This is a genomic window from Burkholderia sp. Bp8992, assembly GCF_003853705.1.
Classification (GTDB): domain Bacteria; phylum Pseudomonadota; class Gammaproteobacteria; order Burkholderiales; family Burkholderiaceae; genus Burkholderia.
In genome coordinates this window covers 1-22,192 of the sequence record NZ_QTQI01000033.1, presented here as the reverse complement: position 1 = coordinate 22,192, position 22,192 = coordinate 1, and the positions used below count along the sequence as shown (strand labels likewise).

Genomic DNA, 22,192 nt, shown 5'->3' with positions numbered 1-22,192 from the left:
ATCGGCGCTTTTTTTACGCGTGTGCGTTCCGGCGCGTCAGTGCTTGAGGCGGCCGAGCAGCAGGAACTCCATCAGCGCCTTCTGCACGTGCAGGCGGTTTTCCGCCTCGTCCCACACGACGCTCTGCGGGCCGTCGATCACGCCGGCCGTCACTTCCTCGCCGCGGTGCGCGGGCAGGCAGTGCATGAAGAGCGCGTCCGGGTTCGCGTGGCCCATCATTTCCTCGTCGACGCACCAGTCGGCAAACGCCTGCTTGCGCGCCTCGTTCTCGGCTTCGAAGCCCATGCTCGTCCACACGTCGGTGGTGACGAGATCGGCGCCCCTGCATGCTTCGTTCGGATCGTCGAACACCTCGTAGAACGGCGCGCTGCCGGGCGACACGAGCTTCATGTCGAGTGCATAGCCGGGCGGCGTGGACAGGCGCAGCTTGAAGCCGAGGATCTGCGCGGCTTCGATCCACGTGTAGAGCATGTTGTTCGCGTCGCCGACCCAGGCGACGGTCTTGCCGGCGATCGGGCCGCGGTGCTCGTAGTACGTGAAGATGTCGGCGAGCACCTGGCACGGGTGGTAATCGTTCGTCAGGCCGTTGATCACCGGCACGCGGGAGTTTTCCGCGAAGCGTGTGATGACGTCCTGCTCGAACGTGCGGATCATGATGATGTCGACCATCCGCGAGATGACCTGCGCGGAATCCTCGACGGGTTCGCCGCGGCCGAGCTGCGTGTCGCGCGTGCTCATGAAGACGGCGTGGCCGCCGAGCTGGAAGATCCCGGCCTCGAACGACAGGCGCGTGCGCGTCGAGCTCTTCTCGAAGATCATCGCGAGCGTGCGGTCGTGCAGCGGGTGATAGGTCTCGTAGTTCTTGAACTTGCGCTTCAGGATACCCGTGCGTTCGAGCACGTACTCGTAGTCTTCCAGCGAGAAATCCTTGAACTGCAGGTAGTGACGAATGGTTTTGGCGGTCATGAAGCGAAATACGGCGGGTTTCACCCGGCAGCGAGGCCGGACGGCGCCGCCGTCGGGTGTGGATAACTCAAAGCAGCATAAAGGATTTTCTGTGCTTTGACGAGCCGTCGAACGAAACGGGGCACGATCGCGACCGGCAGCGGATGGCGCGGGAAGGCGGCCGTCGGGACGACGCGCGATGGCGCGCTGCGGTATAATTCGAAAGTTTTCTCCAGCCCGGCAGGCAAGGCTTTTCGCGCTCTGCCGGACACAAGCCGTGCGCTGCACAAATCCGGTGCAGTTTACCGGCGGCGCGCATCGACGTCCCGTTTTCGGGATACCGGAATGCTTGTGCCGCCGTCCGTTCCAGCTTTGTGTTCGCGTATCCAGGCGCCGTTGCCTGGACATCGCCGGGCCGTCACTTGGGTAACCACATGGCTGAAACCCCTCCGACCGAATTCTTCATCCAGGGCATCACGAAAGAAGGGAAAAAGTTTCGCCCGAGCGACTGGTCGGAGCGTCTGGCCGGTGTGATGGCCTGCTTCGGGCCGGGGGCGAGCGGGCCGAATGCGCGTCTCAAGTATTCGCTGTACGTGCGCCCGACGATGCTCGGCGACCTGAAATGCGTGATCCTCGATTCGCGGTTGCGCGACATCGAACCGATGGCTTTCGATTTCGTGCTGAATTTCGCGAAGGACAACAACCTCGTCGTCACCGAGGCCTGCGAATTGCCGGATTACAACACGAAGAAGTGATGCCGACGGGCGAGGGCGCATGCAGCGCCCGCCCTGGCAAGTGCCGTCGCCGCCTCGCATGATGCGCGGGCGACAGGCAACAAAAAAGCCCGCCTAGGCGGGCTTTTTCGTGATCGCAGGAAACAGGAACGCCCGCGTAAGCGGGCGCACCGGATTACGCTGCTGCCTGCAGGCCCTTGACGGCTGCGGCCAGGCGGCTCTTGCTGCGAGCGGCCTTGTTCTTGTGAACGATCTTCTTGTCGGCGATCGTGTCGATCGTCTTCACGGCAGCCTTGAACAGCTCGGCAGCCTTTGCTTGGTCGCCGGCTTCAACAGCCTTGCGAACCGACTTGATCGCGGTACGGAATTTCGAGCGCAGCGCCGAGTTGTGCGAGTTTGCCTTCGCGGCCTGGCGGGCGCGCTTGCGTGCTTGTGCGGAGTTAGCCATGACGGTTCCTTATCCTGTCCTGTTTCCAGAGCTTGGAGCCTGACGGCCAAGCGCTGCTTTTCGATCCGTCCCCTGAGAACGATTGCCCAGGGGCGCATAAAAAAACGGTGATTTTAACCGAGGCAGGGACATGAAAACGGCAGCTGCCGTGCATGTACGAGCCCAGAAACCGGCGATTATAGCAACAAAATCAAGCGAGTGGCAAGTTCGAAGTGACATCCGCCGGACGGGCCGCCGGCGGCGTGCGCGCTTTTCGGCATCGGCCGCTGGCCGGGTCGCGCAACGTCCGTATAATAAGCGCCCCATGAATCTATTCCGAGCCCTGCTGACGGTCAGCGGCTTCACGCTGCTGTCGCGCGTGACCGGACTGGCCCGCGAGACGCTGATCGCCCGTGCGTTCGGCGCCAGTCAATACACCGACGCGTTCTACGTCGCTTTCCGCATTCCGAACCTGCTGCGCCGCCTGTCCGCCGAAGGCGCGTTCTCGCAGGCGTTCGTGCCGATCCTCGCCGAGTTCAAGAACCAGCAGGGGCACGATGCGACGAAGGCGCTCGTCGACGCGATGTCCACCGTGCTCGCGTGGGCGCTTGCCGTGCTGTCGGTCCTCGGGATCGCCGGCGCGTCGTGGGTCGTGTTCGCGGTCGCGTCCGGCCTGCACACCGATGGCCAGGCGTTCCCGCTCGCGGTCACGATGACGCAGATCATGTTCCCGTACATCGTGTTCATCTCGCTGACGACGCTCGCGTCCGGCGTGCTCAACACGTACAAGAGCTTCTCGCTGCCCGCGTTCGCGCCGGTGCTGCTCAACGTCGCGTTCATTGCCGCGGCCGTGTTCGTCGCGCCGCACCTGAAGGTGCCGGTCTACGCGCTCGCATGGGCCGTCATCGTCGGCGGCGTGCTGCAGTTCCTCGTGCAGCTGCCGGGGCTGAAGAAGATCGACATGGTGCCGCTGATCGGCCTGAACCCGCTGCGCGCGCTGCGCCACCCGGGCGTGAAGCGCGTGCTCGCGAAGATGGTGCCCGCCACGTTCGCGGTGTCGGTCGCGCAGCTGTCGCTGATCATCAACACCAACATTGCGTCGCGGCTCGGGCAGGGCGCCGTGTCGTGGATCAACTACGCCGACCGCCTGATGGAATTCCCGACGGCGCTGCTCGGCGTCGCGCTCGGCACGATCCTGCTGCCGAGCCTGTCGAAGGCGCACGTCGACGCCGATTCGCACGAATATTCGGCGCTGCTCGACTGGGGGCTGCGCGTCACGTTCCTGCTCGCGGCGCCGAGCGCGCTCGCGCTGTTCTTCTTCGCGACGCCGCTTACCGCGACGCTGTTCAACTACGGCAAGTTCGACGCGCATACCGTCACGATGGTCGCGCGCGCGCTCGCCACCTACGGGATCGGCCTCGTCGGCATCATCCTGATCAAGATCCTCGCGCCGGGCTTCTATGCGAAGCAGGACATCAAGACGCCCGTGAAGATCGCGATCGGCGTGCTGATCGTCACGCAGCTCTCGAACTACGTGTTCGTGCCGCTGATCGGCCACGCGGGCCTCACGCTGAGCATCGGCGTCGGCGCGTGCCTGAATTCGCTGCTGCTGTTCCTCGGGCTGCGCAAGCGCGGCATCTACCAGCCGTCGCCGGGCTGGCTGCGCTTCTTCGTGCAGCTCGTCGGCGCGGCGCTCGTGCTCGCGGGCCTGATGCATTGGTGCGCGATCAACTTCGACTGGACCGGGATGCGCACGCAGCCGCTCGACCGCATTGCGCTGATGGCGGCGTGCCTCGTGCTGTTCGCTGCACTATATTTCGGTATGTTGTGGGTGATGGGCTTCAAATACGCTTACTTCAGAAGGCGCGCCAAGTGACGACCGCAATGACCCGCGTCCTCGACTACTTCAGCACGCTCGTGGCGGACGACGACAGTCTGCCCGTCACGGAAGCCGCGCTGTCGCTGGCGCAGGACGCGTATCCCGACCTCGACCTGCAGGGCACGCTGGCCGAGCTCGACATGCTGGCGGCGCGACTGCGCCGGCGGCTCGCCGACGATGCGGACCTGAAGGGCCGCGTCGCCGCGCTGAACGACTTCTTCTTCCGCGAACTCGGCTTCGCGTGCAATCACAACGATTACTACGACCCCGATAACAGCCACCTGAACGCGGTGCTGAAGCGGCGGCGGGGGATTCCGATCTCGCTGTCGGTGCTGTACCTGGAGCTCGCCGAGCAGATCGGCGTGCCGGCGCGCGGCGTGTCGTTCCCCGGCCATTTCCTGCTGCGCGTGACGCTGCCGGACGGCGACCTGATCATTGATCCGACCAACGGCCATTCGCTGTCCGAAGCCGAGATGGTCGAGATGCTCGAGCCGTACGTCGCGCGTGCGGCGGGGGCGGTCGACAGCGCGTTGCGCGCGCTGCTGCAACCGGCGACGAGCCGCGAGATCATCGCGCGGATGCTGCGCAACCTGAAGACGATCTATCTGCAGACGGAACGCTGGCAGCGGTTGCTCGCGGTACAGCAGCGGCTCGTGATCCTGTTGCCCGAGCAACTCGACGAGGTGCGCGACCGCGGCTTCGCGTATGCGCGGCTCGATTACCTGCGCCCCGCGCTCGAGGATCTCGAGCAGTATCTCGGCGAGCGGCCGGAGGCGGAAGATGCGACCGTCGTCGAGTCGCAGGTGAGCGAATTGCGCCAGCGGATGCAGCGCGACGGCGAGGATTGAGCCGCAGCGCGGCTGCCTGAGCCCGTAACGAAAACGCCCGCATCGCGGGCGTTTTTTCATGCGCGGTTTACTTCGGCTGCATCCGGATCGCGCCGTCGAGGCGGATCACTTCGCCGTTGAGCATCGGATTCTCGACGATCTGGCGTACCAGCATCGCGTATTCGGCCGGTTTGCCGAGCCGCGGCGGGAACGGCACCATCGCGCCGAGCGCGTCCTGCACGTCCTGCGGCATGCCGAGCAGCATCGGCGTCTCGAACAGGCCGGGCGCGATCGTCATTACGCGGATCCCGCTGCGCGCCAGGTCGCGTGCGATCGGCAGCGTCATGCCCGCGACGCCGGCCTTCGACGCCGCATAGGCGGCCTGGCCGATCTGGCCGTCGAAGGCGGCGACCGACGCGGTGCTGACGATCACGCCGCGCTCGCCTTCCGCGGTCGGCGCGGTCGCGGCCATCGCGGCGGCCGCGAGCCGGATCATGTTGAACGTGCCGACCAGGTTGACGTTGATCGTCCTTGCGAACACGTCGAGCGGGTGCGCGCCGTCCTTGCCGACGGTTTTCGCGGCCGGCGCGATGCCCGCGCAGTTCACGAGGCCGCGCAGCGTGCCCGCGCGCGTCGCCGTGTCGACGGCCGCGTGCGCGTCGGCTTCGCTCGACACGTCGCAGCGTACGAATGCGCCGCCCAGCTCGGTCGCGAGCGCGGTGCCCGCCGCTTCGTTCAGGTCGGCGAGCACGACCGTGCCGCCAGCCTGCGCGAGCATCCGCGCGGTGCCGGCGCCGAGGCCCGATGCACCGCCCGTGATCAGAAACACGTTGCCGCGAATGTCCATGACTGTCTCCAGGGTTCTGTCCGATGCCGATCGGGCAGTCGGAAAGCCGGTGCGCCGCGAGAGCGGGGCGCGCATCCGAGCGATTGTACGGGGCGTCGTCACGCGAAGGCGATACCCGCACGGCCGTGCGCATCCCCATCGGGCGAAAAAAAAAGCCGCCCGGAAAGGGCGGCTTCTGCGAGGGCGAGACGCGCTGCTTACTTCAGTGCGTCAAACGCGCGCTCGCGGATTTCCTCGACCGCGCCGAGACCCGAGATCTTGCGATACTGCGGGGCCTTCAGGCCGTTTTCCTCGCCGCGCTGCGCCCAGTCGCCGTAGTACGTGATCAGCGGCTTGGTTTGCGCTTCGTACACTTCGAGACGCTTCTTGACGGTTTCTTCCTTGTCGTCGTCGCGCTGGATCAGCGGCTCGCCCGTCACGTCGTCATGGCCTTCGACCTTCGGCGGGTTGAACTTGACGTGGTACGTGCGGCCCGAGGCCGGGTGCGTGCGGCGGCCGCTCATGCGCTCGATGATTTCCGAGAACGGGACGTCGATCTCGAGCACGTAGTCGATCGCGACGCCGGCGTCCTTCATCGCGTCAGCCTGCGCGATCGTGCGCGGGAAACCGTCGAACAGATAGCCGTTCGCGCAGTCGGATTCCTTCAGGCGTTCCTTGACGAGGCCGATGATCAGCGCGTCCGGCACGAGCTTGCCGGCGTCCATGTAGCCCTTCGCCTCGACGCCGAGCGGCGTGCCGGCCTTCACGGCCGCGCGCAGCATGTCGCCCGTCGAGATTTGCGGGATGCCGAACTTTTCCTTGATGAAGTTTGCCTGGGTGCCCTTTCCCGCGCCGGGCGCGCCCAACAGGATCAAACGCATGGTGATATCTCCAAGTATGTAGATTCGTGTGGCGAGCCTCGAAGGCGTCGGCGACAGCGGGCGCGGGGCTTGCCTGGCGCGCGGCGGACCGGTCTGATGCGGCGCGTCGACTTGGGCGACGCGCGGCTGCCGGCAGGGCCGCGGGCGGGGTCAAGCGAGGACGCGCTGGTCGCGGACGGCTCGCACAATCGCCTGATTATGCCACGGGTTATTTTGAACCCGGCTGAAAAAGGGCCTGCACGCGCGCGAGATCGGCAGGCGTGTCGATCCCGGCTTCGGGTGCGGATTCGGTGATCAGCACTGCGATGCGCTCGCCGTGCCACAGCGCGCGCAGCTGTTCGAGCTGCTCGGCCTGCTCGATCGGCGCCTGCGCGAGCGACGGATACGTGCGCAGGAAACGCGCGCGATAGGCATAGAGGCCGATGTGCCGGTAGACCGGGAAAGCCGGTGCTGGCATGGCCGCGACGTCCGGCCAGTGCGGCTGGTACGCATCCCGGCTCCACGGAATCGGCGCGCGCGAGAAGTACAGCGCGACGCTTTGCGCGTCGAGCGCGACCTTCACGACGTTCGGGTTGAACACGTCGGCCGCGTCGTGGATCGGGTGGGCGGCAGTCGCGATCGCGCACGCCGGATGCGCGGCGAGGTGCGACGCTACGTCGCGCACGAGCACGGGGTCGATCAGCGGCTCGTCGCCCTGCACGTTGACGACGACGGTGTCGTCGCTCCACCCGAACGCCGCCGCGACTTCCGCGAGCCGGTCGGTGCCGGACGGATGGTCGGCACGCGTGAGCACCGCTTCGAAGCCGTGATCGCGCGCCGCGTCGAGCACGCTCTGCGCGTCGGAGGCGACGAGCACCTGCTGCGCGCCCGCTTCGCGCGCGCGCTCGGCGACGCGCACGACCATCGGCTTGCCGCCGAGATCGGCGAGCGGCTTGTTCGGAAGGCGCGTCGACGCGAGCCGGGCGGGAATGACGGCGATGAAGGGTTGCGGGTGAGTCATCGGGGTGAGCGGTGAGAAGAACGGGGCAGGCGGCGCGTCCGGAGCCGGTCGGCCGGCAGGGTTCGTCACCCCGGCCGGGGCCGGGGTGGCGTCGGGCGGCTTAGCGGCCGGCCGGATCGACCGGCGTGCCTTCGACGGTCTGGCGCGCTTCGTCGACGAGCATCACGGGGATGCCGTCGCGGATCGGGTACGCGAGCTTGTCCGCGTTGCAGATCAGCTCCTGCGCGGCGCGGTCGTAGTGGAGCGGGCCTTTGCAGATAGGGCACACAATGATTTCAAGCAGGCGAGCGTCCACGGAGTTTCTCCACAACGAGGGCAATGAGGCGAGGGTCGAGCGCGGCTTCGACGGGGACCACCCACAGTCGAGCGTCGCGCCAGGAAGCGCCCAATTTTACTGCATCCTTCTCGGTGATCAGGATTGCGTCGACGGCGTCGTCGACGAACGGATTGTCGGCGAACGCGTAATGGTCGGGCAGCGCGCGCGTCGCCGGCGCGAGACCGGCCGCGCGCAGCGTCGCGAAGAAGCGTTCCGGCGCGCCGATGCCGGCCGCGGCGAGCACGCGCTCGTGCGCGAACTGCGACAGCGGGCGGCGCAGCGCGGGCTGGTCGAGGTGCCACGCGGCGCCCGGCGTCAGCGCCAGCGCGTAGGTGTCGGGCCACGGCGGCAGCGCGCCGCTGTACGGATCGTTGACGAGCGTGGCGTCGCGGTGCCGCGACAGCGGCTCGCGCAGCGGCCCGGCCGGCAGCAGGAAGCCGTTGCCGCCGAGCCGGTGGTCGAACACGACGAGCTCGACCGTGCGTGCGAGGCGGTAGTGCTGGAGGCCGTCGTCGCTGACGATCACGTCGACGTCCGGATGCGCGGCGCGCAGCGCCTGCGCGGCCGCGACGCGGTCGGGGCACACCCAGACGGGCGCGTCGGTGCGGCGCGCGATCAGCAGCGGTTCGTCGCCGCCGACGCTGGCGCGCGACGCGGGCGTGACGGCAGTCGGCGCCTTCACGTTCGCGCCGTAGCCGCGCGACACAACGCCCGGCGTGAAGCCGGCCGCGCGCAGCGCGTCGACGAGCGCGATCACGGTCGGCGTCTTGCCGGTGCCGCCGACGGTCACGTTGCCGACCACGACGACGGGCACGCCGACGTCGACCGGTCGTTTCCACCCCTGCGTGTAGGCGGTGCGCCGCAGCGCCGCGCACAGGCCGAACACGCAGGCGAACGGCGTGAGCGCCCAGGCGAGCGCGCCGCGCCGCTGCCATTCGCGTGTCAGGCGCGCTTCGAGCCGCGCGAGCGGGCCGCCGGGCGCGCTCATCGGGCCGGGCGCGGCGCGTCGTGCGCCGCGGCGTGGGACGGATTCGTCAAGGCGGATTCTCCGTTGGGCGGCACATGCCGCGGGGTCTGCGGAAGGCGGCACTCTAGCGCGCCGCACGCCGGCGCGGCAAGCGCGACCGGCCGACGCCGCCCGCGGGGCCGGATCGCGGCTGCCTGTGGATAACTCTGTGAAAAACTCCTCGGTCGATTGCGTCAAACGCCCGTCCGGCGGGCATCGAATCGGATGAGAATCATTTCGAAAGGTTTAAAAAATTATAAAAATCAATGTGTTACGAAGAATCGTCTGGGTTTTTTGGCGGTTTCCAGGCGTTTTAGGCGGACGAATGCCAGAGTGTGGACACCTTCCGCGCTCGGCGGCGAATGCCGCGGCGCTGGACGTCGCGCGCAGGTCGGACTATCGTGACGCCGCCAGCATTCATCCAATCGTCCATGCTTTCCGACTCTCCTTTTTCCGCACCCGGCGCGACGCGCGGCGGCGACGAAGTGATTCCCGTTTCGGCGCTCAATCGCGCGATTTCGACGATGCTCGAGCGCTCGTTTCCGCTGCTGTGGATTTCGGGCGAAGTCTCGAATTTCACGCGCGCCGCGAGCGGCCACTGGTATTTCTCGATCAAGGACCAGCAGGCGCAGATGCGCTGCGTGATGTTCCGCGGCCGTGCGCAGTACGCGGAATTCACGCCGCGCGAAGGCGACCGCATCGAGGTGCGCGCGGTCGTCACGATGTACGAGCCGCGCGGCGAAGTGCAGCTGAACGTCGAAGCCGTGCGGCGCACCGGGCAGGGGCGCCTGTACGAGGCGTTCCTGCGGCTGAAGGCGCAACTCGAAGGCGAGGGCCTGTTCGCCCCCGAGCGCAAGCGGCCGCTGCCGGTCCACCCGCGCGCGATCGGCATCGTCACGTCGCTGCAGGCAGCCGCGCTGCGCGACGTGCTGACCACGCTTGCCCGGCGCGCGCCGCACATTCCGGTGATCGTCTATCCGGCGCCCGTGCAGGGCGCCGGTTCCGCCGAAAAACTGGTCGCGGCCGTCGAGGCCGCGAATGCGCGCCGTGAGGTCGACGTGCTGCTCGTCTGTCGCGGCGGCGGCTCGATCGAGGATCTGTGGTCGTTCAACGACGAAGCGCTGGCGCGCTCGATCGCGGCGAGCGAATTGCCGGTCGTCAGCGGTGTCGGGCACGAAACCGATTTCACGATCGCGGACTTCGCGGCCGACGTGCGCGCGCCGACGCCCACCGGCGCGGCCGAGCTCGCGAGCCCGCAGCGTGCGCTGCTGCTGCGCGAGGTCGACGAGCGCCAGCGTGCGCTCGCGCGCGGCATGGCGCGCCGGCTCGAACAGCGCGCGCAGCAGCTCGACTGGCTCGCGCGCCGGCTCGTGAGCCCGGCCGAGCGGCTGCAGCGGCAGCGCACGCACGTCGAGCAGCTCGCGGTGCGGCTCGCGTCCGCGGCGTCGCGGCCGGTGCGCGACGCACGCGCGCGCTTCGCGCTGGCACAACTGCGCTGGCAGCGCGCGCGGCCCGATGCGTCGCAGGCGCGCCAGGCGCTCGCGGGGCTGTCGCAGCGTCTCGTCATTGCATTGCAGCGCCGTCATGAACGCGACACGGCGCGCGTGTCGGCCTGTGCGGCACGGCTCGAGGTGCTGAGCCCGCAGCGCACGCTCGAGCGCGGCTATGCGGCGCTGATCGATGCGCAGACGGGTCGTGCGGTGCGTGCGCCGAACGCGCTGAAGCCGCAGCGGCGCCTGACCGTGCATCTGGCCGAAGGCTCGGCCGACGTGTCGCTCGCCGACGTGCAGCCGCGGCTGGCCGATACGATCTGACGTAACGGCGGCAAGCGGGGCGAAGGCTGCTGCAACGGACGCAACGTGCTCGGGAACGGAGGCTGCTCCGCATCGGGTTCATCCTGCCGGACGTTGCGCAAACATCGCTTTTCCGCATACCGCGGATAAATGGCCCGTGAGTTTGCGGGGTTATTCGTCCTCGCCTACAATCGGACGCTCGGCAGCATCCAACACAGCCTCCCTACATACTCAACGAAGGAATCGCCATGGCTCATACGCTCCCGCCGCTCCCGTACGCTGAAGACGCACTCGCGCCGACCATCTCGCTCGAGACGATCCAGTACCACTACGGCAAGCACCATCAGGCTTATGTGACGAACCTGAACAATCTGATCCCGGGCACGGAATTCGAAAACCTGTCGCTGGAAGAGATCGTGAAGAAGTCGTCGGGCGGCATCTTCAACAACGCCGCGCAAATCTGGAACCACACGTTCTTCTGGAACAGCCTGTCGCCGAACGGCGGCGGCGCACCGACGGGCGCGCTGGGCGACGCGATCAACGCGAAGTGGGGTTCGTACGACGCATTCAAGGAAGCGTTCACGAAGGCCGCGGTCGGCACGTTCGGTTCGGGCTGGGCATGGCTCGTGAAGAAGGCTGACGGTTCGCTCGACATCGTGTCGACGAGCAACGCAGCGACGCCGCTGACGACCGCCGACAAGGCACTGCTGACGATCGACGTGTGGGAACACGCGTACTACATCGACTACCGCAACGCACGTCCGAAGTTCGTCGAAGCGTTCTGGAACATCGTGAACTGGGACTTCGCAGCGAAGAACTTCGCGTAAGTCCGGCGCCGGCGCGTCGCCACGGCGCGCGGCACCCAGCAAAAAGCCCTCGAAACGAGGGCTTTTTTGTTTTTATCGTGCAGGAAGGCGGCACGCTTGCCGGGATCAGGCGACCAGGCCGAGCGCCCAGCCGAGTGCCGCGCTCGCGATCACGACGGCCCACGGCGGCACGCGCCAGAACACCAGCGCGACGAATGCGACGAGCGCGGCGGCCAGGTCGCGCGGTGCGGCGATCGTGTCGGTCCAGACCGGGTGATAGAGCGCGGCGAGCAGCAGCCCGACGACGGCCGCGTTCACACCCGCGAGCGCGGCCTGCATGCGCGCGCTGCGGCGCAGGCGCTCCCAGAACGGTGCAGTGCCGGCAATGAGCAGGAACGACGGCGCGAAGATCGCGACCAGCGCGATCGTGCCGCCGAGCCAGCCGTTCGGCGCATCGCGCAGCGACGCGCCGAGGAACGCCGAGAACGTGAACAGCGGCCCCGGCACGGCCTGTGCGACGCCGTACCCGGCGAGGAACGTCGAATCGCCGACCCAGCCGGGCGCGACCACGGCCGCCTGCAGCAGCGGCAGCACCACATGCCCGCCGCCGAACACGAGCGCGCCGGTGCGGAAAAATGCATCGACGACGGCGAGCGTATCGGAGTGGAGCGCGCGGGCCGCGAACGGCAGCGCGACGAGCAGCACCGCGAACAGCGCGAGCCACAGCATGCCCGCGCGGTGCGACACGTGCAGCGGCAACGGTTCGTGCGCGTCGCGTGCCGGTTGTGGCAGCAGCGCGAGGCCGGCCGCACCGGCCGCGACGATCACCGCGATCTGCGTCCACGCGGCCGGCGCGAGCAGCGCGACGCATGCGGCCGCGGCCATCAGCGTGACGCGGCGCGCATCGGGGCACAGCGTGCGCGCCATCCCCCAGACGGCTTGCGCGATCACCGCGACCGACACGATGCGCAGCCCGTGCAGCGCGCCGGCTTCGATCGGCGCGCCCGTCGCATGCACGCCGAGCGCGAACAGCATCATCAGCAGCGCCGACGGCAGCGTGAAGCCGAGCCACGCGGCGAACATCCCCGCATAGCCGGCGCGCGCGAGGCCGATCGCCATCCCGACCTGGCTGCTCGCGGGCCCCGGCAGGAACTGGCACAGCCCGACGAGATCGGCATACGTGCGTTCGGTGAGCCAGCCGCGCCGCGTGACGAATTCGGCGCGGAAGTAGCCGAGGTGCGCGACCGGGCCGCCGAACGACGTGAGGCCGAGCCGCAGGAACGCGACGAAGACGGGCCACGGATGACGGGACGGGGCGGCGGCGGTCGATGGATTCAAGACGGGGCGCGGGGAGAACGGACGAGCCGCCACGATAGCGCAATGCGGCAGCGGCGGGGCAACGTACTGCAGTGCAGTGCAGTGCAGTGCAGTGCGCGTCGCTCAGCGCGTGCCGTCGCCCAGCCCGCTCGCGCGGCGCAGCGCATCGATGTCGACGAGTTCGATTTCGCCGACATGCAGCCGCACGACGCCGTCGGCCTGCAGCGCCTTCAGCAGCTGGTTGGTGGTCTGCCGCGTGATCGACAGCATCGACGCGAGCGTTTCCTGCGACAGCCGAACGCGCGTGCGCCCGGCGCTGATGCCGCCATAGCCGTCGGCGATCATCAGCAGGCGCGCGGCGAGCCGTTGCGCGGCCGGCATCACGCTCATCGACTCGACGGTCAGGAAGCTCAGGCGCAGCTTCTGCGCCATCAGCAGCGCGAACTGCCGCCAGTATTGCGGCGTCGCCTCGAGGATCGCGAGCAGCGCGGCCTGCGGGACGTGCAGCAGCAGTGCGTCGTCGAGCGCGATGGCGTCGTGCGTGCGCGGCTGGCCGTCGAACAGGGCGATTTCGCCGAACCACGTGACGGGCTCGGCCACCGTCAGCAGCGTTTCCTTGCCCTGCGGGTCGACCGCACCTATCGTGAGTGAACCGGCCAGGACCGCATACAGCCCGCACGGCGGGTCGCCGCGCCGGAACAGCGCATGGCCGGCCGGCAGGCGGCGCAGCACCGCGCCGGCGAGCAGGTCCGCGCGCAACGCGGGCGGCAGCGCGGCGAACCACGGGTGCGCTTCGATCTGCGGCAGGTACGGGGCGAGCGAGGAAGGCATGGGCACGCGATGTCGGGTAGCTGACAGAGGTTCTCGGGCGTGACGCGCATCATAGCGCTCAATAACCGACCAGGAGACGCGATGAAGACGCTCGAAGATCACCTTTCGCAGTATGCGGCCTACCATCGCGACGCGCGCAACATCGCGACGCACCTGGTCGGCATTCCGATGATCGTGTTCGCGGCCGAGGTGCTGCTGTCGCGGCCGGCGGTCGGGATGCTGGCCGGCGTCGCGCTGTCGCCGGCGCTGCTGCTGGCGCTCGCGTTCGTCGTCTTTTACCTGCGCCTCGACCTGCGGTTCGGGATCGTGATGGCCGCGCTGTTCGCGCTCGGGTTGTGGGCCGCGCAATCGCTCGCGCCGCTGCCGACCGCGCAATGGCTCGCGATCGGCATCGGCACGTTCGTCGTCGGCTGGATCGTGCAGTTCGTCGGGCACTGGTTCGAAGGGCGCAAGCCCGCGTTCGTCGACGATCTGGTGGGCCTGATGGTCGGGCCGCTGTTCGTCGTGGCCGAAGTCGCGTTCCTTGCGGGGCTGCGCGGCGACGTCCGCCGCGAAGTCGAGCGGCGCGCCGGCCCCGTGCACGGCGGTGCACACTCGCATGTCTGATGTGCCGGTCTGCGTGTTCGGTGCAGGCGCCATCGGCTGCTATCTCGTCGGCCGCGTAGCCCGGCTTCACGCGATCGCCGGCGCGGGCCGCGCGCGGCACCACAGGCCGGGCGCAACGGCTAAGATGCGGGGAGCGTCATACGACGCCTATGCGGAGCACTCGCCATGGTGGATCGCCCGACACTCGACGCCTACGACGCCCATGCCGCGCAATACGCGCAGGACTGGCTCGACCAGGCCGCGCCCGACGACATGTACGCACTGCTCGAACAGCATTTCTCGCCGGGGCCGACCGCGGACGTCGGTTGCGGCGCGGGGCGCGATACGGCCTGGCTCGCGTCGCGCGGCTTCGACGTGCGCGGCTACGACGCGAGCGCCGCGCTGCTCGACGAGGCGCGGCGGCACCATCCGGGCCTGACCTTCGAACTCGCCGTGCTGCCGGCGCTGGCCGGCGTGCCGTCCGGCGCGTTTCGCAACGTGCTGTGCGAAACGGTCGTCATGCATCTCGAACAGGCCGATGCGGCGGCGGCCGCCGCGCGGCTGGCCGATCTGCTGATGCCGGGCGGCACGTTGTACCTGAGTTGGCGGGTGGCCGGAAACGGCACGTTGCGCGACGAGCGCGGCCGTCTCTACACGGCACTGGATTCGGCGCGGATGCATGCGGCGCTCGGCGCCGGCGTGCACGTGATCGACGAGCACGAGGTCGTGAGCGCCTCGTCCGGCAAGCGCGTACACCGGCTGATCATGCGCAAGGCGGCCGGCGCCGCGTGAAGGCGGCGCGCCGGCGCGCTCACTCGCGGCTGAGCGCCGCTTCCCAGTTGATGTCGACGCAGAGCACCTGCATGCCGGTCGCGGCGGGCGCCGCGATCGACGCGGTCACGCACAGGTGCGCCTCGTTGATCGACAGGTAGGGCGGCGTCAGGTGCACGCGCCCCGGCGCGCGCATCGCGTCGATGAAGTACGGACGACGCTCCCAGCTTGCCCCTTCGGAATGCAGCAGCGGCCGGAAGCGCTTCGCGCGCTGCGATACGCTGCCGCGCGCGAGCACGTTGTCGCCGATCTGGCGTCCCGATGCGTCGAGCAGGAAGCAGCGTGCGGTTTCGGGCAGCCCCAGCACGGCGACGGCCGCGTCGGTGAGCGATTCGCCCGCGACGAGCTTCTGGCTTGCTTCCTCGAGCGCGGCGACATACGGCGCGAGCCGTTCCGCCTGCGTGCGCTCGCGCTGCGCGACGCGCAGCCGCAGCGCGGCCGACAGCGTATCCATGCAGCCCGCGGCGGCCTGCGGTTGCACGGGATCGACGCTCGGCCCCGCGAAATACTGGCCCTGCACGAAATCGACGTCGCATTCGAGCGCGATCAGCGCGTCGCGCTCGGTCGACAGGCCGCCCATCAGTACGAGCTGGCCGGATTCGTGCAGCAGCGACACGAGCCCCGGCAGCACGCGCTCGAGGTGCGAGTGCTCGCTTGCCTGCGCGAGGATGCCGCGGTCGAGCGTGACGATGTCGGGATGCAGGTGCCACACGCGGTCGATGTTCGAATGCTTCGCGCCGAACCCGCCCAGCGCGATCAGGAAGCCGGCCTTGCGCAGCCCGTCGATGATCGCCGCGTAACGCGGCGTTTCGCCGCCGGCCTGCTCGGGCACCTCGAGCACCACACGGTGCGGCGGCAGCCCGAGCGCCTTCAGGTTCGCGAGCAGCGCGTCGCTGTAGATGGTGTCCATCAGCGCCGCCGGATGCAGGCTCAGGAAGAGCCATTCGTCGTGACTGTCGAACGCGTGGAAGTTGCCGAGATGCAACGATTCGGCGAGCCGGCCGAGTTCGAGCAGGTCGCCGCGGCGCGCGGCCTGCGTGAACACCTCGTGCGATGCCACCTGGCGGCTTTCCTCGTCGTGCGCGCGCAGCGACGCGTGATAGCCGATCGCGCGGCGGTGCGACACCGAGAAAACGGGCTGGAACACGCTGAACACGGTGTAGCCGCCGTACAGCACGGTGCGCCGGTTCCCGTCGTCGCCGGCGACGGGGCGGGGCGGCTGAAAGCCGGGGGGATCGATTTCGATCATGCTCATGATGTCGCCGATGGAAGACTGCCAGTTTACCTAGAGAATAGGCGAGCAAGAAGCATGCACGGCATCGCGCCGCGTGCGGCCGCGCGTCGCGGACGGGAAAGAGCGCTGCGACGCGCGCATCGACGGGGCGATATGCACCTCAATGGTGCGCGCGACGGCGGTGCGGCCCCCGAAACGGCGCGCGCCGCGCATCACGCGCGCTCGGACGGATCGGTCTTGCGCGCGGTGCTGCGGATCTCGGGCGCGAGTTGCGCGAAGATCCACGCGGACGCGGCCGTGATGATCCCGACGCAGATGAAGGTCGCGTGGAACGCCGGCAGCGTATTGCTCGGTGTCACGGTGCGCAGCATGCCCGTGAACGTCGCGAGCAGCGCGCCCGCGACCGTGACGCCGAGGCTCATCGACAGCATCTGCACGAGCGAGAACAGGCTGTTGCCGCTGCTCGCGCCGCCCGTGCCGAGATCCTTCAGCGTCAGCGTGTTCATCGCGGTGAACTGCATCGAGTTGAAGCCGCCGAACAGCGCGAGATGCACGACCTTCACCCATACCGGCACCGAGTCGCGCATCAGCGCGAAGCTCGCCATCATCACGCCGACCATGATCGTGTTCGCGAGCAGCACCTTGCGGTAGCCGTGCTGCGTGATCAGCCGCGTGATGATCCGCTTCGAGAACATCCCGGCCGCCGCGACCGGCAGCATCATCAGCCCGGCCTCGAACGCCGAGTAGCCGAGGCTCACCTGCAGCAGCAGCGGGATCAGGTACGGCATCGCGCCGCTGCCGATCCGCGCGAACAGGTTGCCGAGCAGCCCGACGCTGAACGTGTGGATCCGGAACAGTTCGAGCGAGAAGATCGGTTGCGGCGCGCGCACCGCGTACAGCCCGTACGCGACGAAGCACGCGAGGCTCAGGATCAGCAGGACGAGCACGGCCGCGTGCTGCATGCCGAGATCGGCGAGCCCGTCGAGCGACAGCGAGATCGCGACCATGCCGATCGTCAGCAGCAGGTAGCCCTTCAGGTCGAAGCGGCCGACGGCAGGATTGCGCGAATCGGGCATCGAGTAGAAGGTCGCGATGCAGCCCGCGACGCCGACCGGCACGTTGATCAGGAAGATCCAGTGCCACGACGCGATCTTCACGAGCCAGCCGCCGAGCGTCGGCCCGATCAGCGGGCCGATCAGGCCGGGAATCGCGACGAACGACAGCGCGGCCAGGTAGCGCTCGGCCGGAAAGGTGCGCAGTACCGCGAGCCGTCCGACCGGCAGCAGCATCGCGCCGCCGACCCCCTGCACGACGCGGAACGCGACAAGTTGCGTGAGCGTATGCGCATTCGCGCACAGCAGCGAGCCGAGCGAGAACACCAGGATCGCGCTGAAGAACACGCGCCGCGTGCCGAAGGTATCGGCGAGCCAGCCCGACACCGGGATCATCACCGCCATCGTCAGCGAGTACGCGATCACGACCGACTGCATCCGCAGCGGCGATTCGCCGAGGCTCGCGGCCATCGACGGCAGCGCCGTATTGACGATCGTCGCATCGAGCGTCTGCATGAAGAAGCCCGTCGCAACGAGCCAGAGCATCACGGTGAGGTTCTTTTCGCCGGGGGCGACGGCAGGTGGACGCTGGAACATGAGGGTAGGCGGTGGCGCGGGACAGCCGACATTGTAGGGAAAGCCGATGGGCCGTGCAGGTTCGGCGCCCGGTGTGACGCGAATGCCGGCAACCGGATGCCGTCCCCGTCGCCCGGCCAGTACAGTTCAGTCAAAAGTGTCTGCAGCCGTATCTGTCCGTGTGCCGCCACTGTCCGAAATACTGGTGCCATCGAACCCGTGCGACCAGGAGGCTGCCATGCGCGAACTGCGACTTTACGTGATCGACGGCGACGAGCCGGCCGGACGCTGGCGGATCGTCGATCGCACCGCACTGCAGGTGGCCGACGGCGAAGCGTGGGTGACGGTCGAGGGCCGGCCCGACGACCACTGGCTCGGCGCCGGCGATTCGCTGGCGTTCGAGCCCGGCGTGCGCGTGTGGATCAGCGCGGGGCCACGCGGCGCCGGCCGTGCGTGTTGCGCACGCGTGGTGGCGGCCGCTCGTCGCGTGGCGCGACGGCCGGCGCCGCGCGGCCGCGTCGCTGCCGACGTAGCGTGCGGGGCGTTCGCACGAATATGGAGGAAGCCGGCGGATGTCGTGCGCGATCTCGCCTGCCGTGCCGCATGAAGCATGCCCGCACGTGGATTCGCGCAATCCGGATTGATTGCGCCGGGCGCGAATTCTAGACTCGAATCCGTGCCCTCCATCGCGCTCCGTTCACCATGACGCCCGAATTCGCATTGACGCATCTGTGGCAACTCGCACGCGGCGAGCGCGACGCGCTGGCCCGCGCGAACGTGACGGGGCAGGACCCGACGCTGCCGTCGACGTTTCATGTCGGCGCGCTCGCGGCAGCCACGATCGCGGCTGCCGGGCTCGCGGCTGCCGAGTGCCACCGGCTTCGCACGGGCGTCGCGCAAGCCGTCGACGTGTCGGTGTGCGATGCGCTGGTCGCGTTCCGCAGCGAACGCTATTTGCGCGTGGACGATGGCCCGCCGCCGGAATTGCGTCATCCGGTGACGGGCTTCTTCGAGACGGGCGACGGACGCTGGATCCAGCTGCATGCGAACTTCCCGCATCACCTGCGCGGAATCCTCGACGTGCTCGGTTGCGGCGCGCAGCGGGCCGACGTCGCCGCGGCGATCCGCACATGGGACGGCACGGCGCTCGATAGCGCGCTGGCCGAGGCCGGTCTGTGCGCGGCATTGATCAGAACACCTGACGAATGGGCGGCGCACGGGCAGGCGCATGCGATCGCATCGCTGCCGCTGTTCGAGATCGAGCGGATCGGCGACGCGCCGGTCGAGCCGATCGGCCGTGGCGCATCCGGGCAGCCGCTCGCCGGCGTGCGCGTGCTCGATCTCACGCGCATCATCGCGGGGCCGGTCGCGGGTCGCACGCTGGCGTCGCATGGCGCGCAGACGCTGCTCGTCAACGGGCCGCACCTGCCGAACATCGCACCGCTGGTGATCGACAACGGGCGCGGCAAGCGTTCGGCGTGGATCGACCTGCGCGATAAGGCGGGTGTCGCTAGGCTGCAGGCGCTCGTGCGCGATGCGGACGTGTTCCTGCAGTCGTACCGCCCCGGCGCGCTCGCGGCCCGCGGTTTCGCGCCGCACGCGCTGGCGGAGCGGCGGCCCGGCATCGTGTACGTATCGATCTCGGCGTATGGACACACGGGGCCGTGGGCGGAGCGGCGCGGCTTCGACAGTCTCGTGCAGTCGGCGAGCGGGATCGCATCGCAGGAGCAGCAGGCCGCCCATGCGGCCACGCCGCGCCACCTGCCGTGCCAGGCGCTCGATCACGCGACGGGGTATCTCGCGGCGTTCGGCGCGATGATTGCGCTCGCGCGGCGGGCGAGCGAAGGCGGAAGCTGGCTTGTGCGGATGTCGCTCGCGCAGACGGGGCGCTGGCTGCAGTCGTTCGGCAACGTGCCGGACGGCTTGAGTGTGCCCGACCTCGCGGCCGCCGACGTGCGCGACCGGATCGATCGCGTCGCATCGCCGTTCGGCATGCTCGATACCGTGCGGCCGGCCGAGCGCTTGTCGGCCACGCCGCCCGCGTTCGCGCGGCCGCCCGTGCCGCTCGGCACCGACGTCGCGCGCTGGCTGTGAGCGGCAAGCGCCGGCCGCGCGGCCGCCCTTACTTGCGCAGCTCGACGACGAAGTCGTAGTAGTCGTTGCGGCAGTAGGTATCGGTCAGTTCGATGGCGCGCTGGTCTGACGTATAGCCGATCCGCGTGATCAGCAGCAGCGCGTCGTGCGGCGCGATGCCCATCTGTTCGGCGATTTCGTCGGTCGCGTTGACCGCGCGGAAATGCTGCAGCGCACGCACGATCGGCGTGCCGCGCGCTTCGAGATAGCTGTACAGCGAACCGCCGATCGCTTGCGGATCGGGAATCAGCGTCGCGGGGAACGTCGAGTTCTCGACGGCCATCACGATGCCGTCGGCGAGGCGCAGGCGTTTCAGGCGTGTAACGGATGCGGCAGGCGACAGCCCGAGCTGGATCACTTCGTCGCGGTTCGCCGGCTGGATTTCGCGCGCGAGCCATTGCGAACTCGGCTTGAAGCCGCGGCGCTCGAGCATTTCGCTGAAGCTCGACAGTCGCGACAGCGGATCCTCGTAGCGCGGCTGGATGAAATTGCCCGCGCCCTGCGTGCGGCGGATCAAGCCCTGCTCGACGAGCAGCGCGATCGCCTTGCGCGCGGTGATGCGCGACACGCCGAGCGCATCGGACAGCACGCGCTCCGAAGGCAGGGCCTCGCCGGCTGTCCAGCGGTTGTCGTGGATCGCGTCGCCGAGCTTGCGGGCGAGCTGCAGGTACAGCGGCGTGTCGTTGTCCGGGTCGGGGCGCAGGTCCTGCCACCGGTCGTCCGTGGGTGCCTTCATGGAATGGGTATCGATCAGGTTGCGGCCATTCTAAGTCATCATGCGGTGCCGTTATAGCCGGTTTTTGCCGTGCAACAGGCCGTCGGCGTGCCGATTGACTACACTGACGCGTCGTATTCCATGATTCGGCCGCGCTGCGCGGCCACGAATCCGCAACGAGGAACGCATGACTGACACGATCGCCACGGTCGTCCTGCCGGACGGCGAAACGATTCCGAAGCTCGGCCAGGGCACCTGGGAAATGGGTGAGCGGCCGGCCCGCCGGGCGGACGAGATCGCCGCGCTGCGCGAAGGCATCGAACTCGGGATGACGCTGGTCGATACCGCCGAGATGTACGGCGACGGCGCGACCGAGGAATTGGTCGGAGAAGCACTCGCGGGCCTGCGCGACGACGTGTTCCTCGTCAGCAAGGTCTATCCGCACCATGCGAGCCGGCGCGGCGTCGTCGCCGCATGCGACGCGAGCCTCAAGCGCCTGCGCACCGATCGTCTCGATCTGTACCTGCTGCACTGGCGCGGCGCGGTGCCGCTCGCGGAGACGGTCGAGGGCTTCGAGGCGCTGCAGCGAGCGGGCAAGATTCGTCGCTGGGGCGTGAGCAACTTCGATACGGCCGATATGGAAGAACTCGTCGACGACGCGGGCGGCGGTGCCTGCGCGACCAACCAGATCCTCTACAACATCGCGCGGCGCGGCCCGGAATTCGACCTGCTGCCATGGCTCGCCGATCACCGGATGCCGGCGATGGCGTACAGCCCGGTCGACCACGGGCGGCTGCCGAAGCGTTCGCCGCTCGACGAGATTGCGCGGCTGCGCGGCGTGTCGGTGATGCGCGTCGCGCTGGCATGGGTGCTCGCGCAGCCGGGCGTATTCGCGATCCCCAAGGCATCGAGGATCGAGCACGTGCGCGACAATCGCGCCGCGCTCGATTTCGAATTGAGCGATGACGAGCGCGCGCAGCTTGACGCGTACTTCCGTCCGCCGCGCAGCAAGCGCGCGCTCGAGATGCTCTGACGGCACCCGGCCGGGCAACGCGTCCGGTCAGTGGTTGCCGCCGGACGAGCCGCCGTTGCCGTGACCGCCGCCATTGCCGTTGCCGGTACCGTGGCCATTGCCGACCCCGTTGGGCCCGCCGTTGCCGGCGCCACCACTGCCGTTGCCATTGCCGTTGCCGCCGCCATTGCCGTGGCCACCGTTGCCGTTGTTGCCGCCGTTGCCCTGGCCACCGTTGCCGTTACCGCCACCGTTGCCTGAGCCGCCGTTGCCGTTGCCAACGCCATTGGCACCACCATTGCCAGCGCCACCACTGCCGTTGCCATTGCCGTTGCCACCACCATTGCCGTGACCACCGGTGCCATGGCCACCGCCGTCGCCGTTGCCGTGCGGTCGGCCGGCCGCTCGACGTGCGCGACGAGGCATCCGTGCTGCAGGTCATCCACGATGCGCGCGAGTCGCTCGG

At 68.6% G+C, this 22,192-nt stretch carries 22 protein-coding genes and 2 pseudogenes; 11 read left to right on the top strand and 13 right to left on the bottom strand.

Annotation, left to right across the window (positions count from 1 at the left end; translation table 11 throughout):
• Nucleotides 1-36 precede the first annotated feature (36 nt).
• A complete protein-coding gene (gene argF / locus DIE03_RS33170; RefSeq protein ID WP_124456375.1) occupies nt 37-966 on the bottom strand; it encodes an ornithine carbamoyltransferase in 930 nt (309 codons plus the stop codon).
• Nucleotides 967-1,379: 413 nt separating this feature from the next.
• Here argF and DIE03_RS33165 point away from each other — a divergent pair, with 413 nt between their 5' ends.
• Nucleotides 1,380-1,700 carry a DUF3579 domain-containing protein gene (locus DIE03_RS33165; protein ID WP_124456374.1) on the top strand — a complete coding sequence of 107 codons (321 nt, stop codon included), beginning with the start codon at nt 1,380-1,382 and terminating at the stop codon, nt 1,698-1,700.
• A 154-nt stretch (nt 1,701-1,854) separates the two neighbouring features.
• On the opposite strand, the gene rpsT is transcribed toward DIE03_RS33165, so the two are convergent.
• Complete coding sequence (gene rpsT / locus DIE03_RS33160; RefSeq protein WP_006482211.1) at nt 1,855-2,127, bottom strand: 30S ribosomal protein S20; 273 nt, start codon at nt 2,125-2,127, stop codon at nt 1,855-1,857.
• A gap of 304 nt (nt 2,128-2,431) precedes the next feature.
• Between rpsT and murJ the strand changes: the two genes are divergently transcribed.
• Entirely contained in the window at nt 2,432-3,982 is a 1,551-nt protein-coding gene (gene murJ, locus DIE03_RS33155; protein ID WP_124456373.1) for a murein biosynthesis integral membrane protein MurJ, read from the top strand.
• Nucleotides 3,983-3,990: 8 nt separating this feature from the next.
• Nucleotides 3,991-4,833 carry a SirB1 family protein gene (locus DIE03_RS33150; protein ID WP_060313760.1) on the top strand — a complete coding sequence of 281 codons (843 nt, stop codon included), beginning with the start codon at nt 3,991-3,993 and terminating at the stop codon, nt 4,831-4,833.
• Nucleotides 4,834-4,900: 67 nt separating this feature from the next.
• Here the strand turns inward: DIE03_RS33150 and DIE03_RS33145 are convergent, their stop codons facing one another.
• The 5 genes from DIE03_RS33145 to lpxK form a co-directional block, all read right to left on the bottom strand.
• Nucleotides 4,901-5,659 (bottom strand): SDR family NAD(P)-dependent oxidoreductase, encoded by a 759-nt coding sequence (locus tag DIE03_RS33145; protein WP_124456372.1) that lies wholly within the window; start codon nt 5,657-5,659, stop codon nt 4,901-4,903.
• 197 nt (nt 5,660-5,856) lie between these two features.
• Nucleotides 5,857-6,519 (bottom strand): adenylate kinase, encoded by a 663-nt coding sequence (adk, locus tag DIE03_RS33140; RefSeq protein ID WP_124456371.1) that lies wholly within the window; start codon nt 6,517-6,519, stop codon nt 5,857-5,859.
• A 208-nt stretch (nt 6,520-6,727) separates the two neighbouring features.
• The gene (gene kdsB, locus DIE03_RS33135; protein ID WP_059233379.1) at nt 6,728-7,519 is read right to left on the bottom strand and encodes a 3-deoxy-manno-octulosonate cytidylyltransferase; all 792 of its coding nucleotides are present in this window, start codon (nt 7,517-7,519) and stop codon (nt 6,728-6,730) included.
• 100 nt (nt 7,520-7,619) lie between these two features.
• Nucleotides 7,620-7,814, bottom strand: coding sequence for a Trm112 family protein (locus DIE03_RS33130; RefSeq protein ID WP_006482216.1), 195 nt, complete (start codon nt 7,812-7,814; stop codon nt 7,620-7,622).
• Nucleotides 7,795-8,823 (bottom strand): tetraacyldisaccharide 4'-kinase, encoded by a 1,029-nt coding sequence (gene lpxK / locus DIE03_RS33125; RefSeq protein WP_124456370.1) that lies wholly within the window; start codon nt 8,821-8,823, stop codon nt 7,795-7,797. The genes DIE03_RS33130 and lpxK overlap by 20 nt, the downstream gene beginning before the upstream one ends.
• A gap of 449 nt (nt 8,824-9,272) precedes the next feature.
• Between lpxK and xseA the strand changes: the two genes are divergently transcribed.
• Both xseA and sodB read left to right on the top strand, forming a co-directional pair.
• Nucleotides 9,273-10,655 (top strand): exodeoxyribonuclease VII large subunit, encoded by a 1,383-nt coding sequence (gene xseA, locus DIE03_RS33120; protein WP_124456369.1) that lies wholly within the window; start codon nt 9,273-9,275, stop codon nt 10,653-10,655.
• A 227-nt stretch (nt 10,656-10,882) separates the two neighbouring features.
• Nucleotides 10,883-11,461, top strand: a complete 579-nt coding sequence (gene sodB, locus DIE03_RS33115; protein WP_011352986.1) for a superoxide dismutase [Fe] — start codon at nt 10,883-10,885, stop codon at nt 11,459-11,461.
• 105 nt (nt 11,462-11,566) lie between these two features.
• On the opposite strand, the gene chrA is transcribed toward sodB, so the two are convergent.
• On the bottom strand, nt 11,567-12,778 hold the full coding sequence (chrA, locus tag DIE03_RS33110; protein ID WP_124456368.1) for a chromate efflux transporter: 1,212 nt from the start codon (nt 12,776-12,778) through the stop codon (nt 11,567-11,569).
• A 102-nt stretch (nt 12,779-12,880) separates the two neighbouring features.
• Entirely contained in the window at nt 12,881-13,588 is a 708-nt protein-coding gene (locus DIE03_RS33105) for a Crp/Fnr family transcriptional regulator (RefSeq protein WP_124456424.1), read from the bottom strand.
• An 81-nt stretch (nt 13,589-13,669) separates the two neighbouring features.
• On the opposite strand from DIE03_RS33105, the gene DIE03_RS33100 reads away from it, so the two are divergent.
• Nucleotides 13,670-14,194: a DUF962 domain-containing protein gene (locus DIE03_RS33100; RefSeq protein ID WP_124456367.1), complete on the top strand. Its 525-nt coding sequence runs from the start codon at nt 13,670-13,672 to the stop codon at nt 14,192-14,194.
• A 165-nt stretch (nt 14,195-14,359) separates the two neighbouring features.
• Entirely contained in the window at nt 14,360-14,965 is a 606-nt protein-coding gene (locus DIE03_RS33095) for a bifunctional 2-polyprenyl-6-hydroxyphenol methylase/3-demethylubiquinol 3-O-methyltransferase UbiG (protein WP_124456366.1), read from the top strand.
• A 19-nt stretch (nt 14,966-14,984) separates the two neighbouring features.
• Here DIE03_RS33095 and DIE03_RS33090 read toward each other — a convergent pair whose 3' ends face one another.
• The gene (locus tag DIE03_RS33090; RefSeq protein WP_124456365.1) at nt 14,985-16,259 is read right to left on the bottom strand and encodes an EAL domain-containing protein; all 1,275 of its coding nucleotides are present in this window, start codon (nt 16,257-16,259) and stop codon (nt 14,985-14,987) included.
• A gap of 191 nt (nt 16,260-16,450) precedes the next feature.
• A complete protein-coding gene (gene mdtD, locus DIE03_RS33085) occupies nt 16,451-17,887 on the bottom strand; it encodes a multidrug transporter subunit MdtD (RefSeq protein ID WP_124456364.1) in 1,437 nt (478 codons plus the stop codon).
• 217 nt (nt 17,888-18,104) lie between these two features.
• Between mdtD and DIE03_RS33075 the strand changes: the two are divergent.
• Together DIE03_RS33075 and DIE03_RS33070 are read left to right on the top strand one after the other, a co-directional pair.
• Nucleotides 18,105-18,399 (top strand): annotated as a pseudogene (locus DIE03_RS33075) (DUF2917 domain-containing protein).
• Nucleotides 18,400-18,568: 169 nt separating this feature from the next.
• Nucleotides 18,569-19,960 carry a CoA transferase gene (locus DIE03_RS33070; RefSeq protein WP_124456363.1) on the top strand — a complete coding sequence of 464 codons (1,392 nt, stop codon included), beginning with the start codon at nt 18,569-18,571 and terminating at the stop codon, nt 19,958-19,960.
• Nucleotides 19,961-19,988: 28 nt separating this feature from the next.
• Here the strand turns inward: DIE03_RS33070 and DIE03_RS33065 are convergent, their stop codons facing one another.
• Nucleotides 19,989-20,735: a GntR family transcriptional regulator gene (locus DIE03_RS33065; protein ID WP_089440857.1), complete on the bottom strand. Its 747-nt coding sequence runs from the start codon at nt 20,733-20,735 to the stop codon at nt 19,989-19,991.
• 166 nt (nt 20,736-20,901) lie between these two features.
• Between DIE03_RS33065 and DIE03_RS33060 the strand changes: the two genes are divergently transcribed.
• On the top strand, nt 20,902-21,747 hold the full coding sequence (locus tag DIE03_RS33060; RefSeq protein ID WP_124456362.1) for an aldo/keto reductase: 846 nt from the start codon (nt 20,902-20,904) through the stop codon (nt 21,745-21,747).
• A gap of 27 nt (nt 21,748-21,774) precedes the next feature.
• On the opposite strand, the gene DIE03_RS33055 is transcribed toward DIE03_RS33060, so the two are convergent.
• A complete protein-coding gene (locus tag DIE03_RS33055) occupies nt 21,775-22,152 on the bottom strand; it encodes a hypothetical protein (protein WP_185658271.1) in 378 nt (125 codons plus the stop codon).
• Here DIE03_RS33055 and DIE03_RS38890 point away from each other — a divergent pair.
• A pseudogene (locus tag DIE03_RS38890) lies at nt 22,116-22,192 on the top strand (short-chain dehydrogenase); the annotation flags it as partial. The gene DIE03_RS33055 and the pseudogene DIE03_RS38890 sit on opposite strands and share 37 nt — an antisense overlap.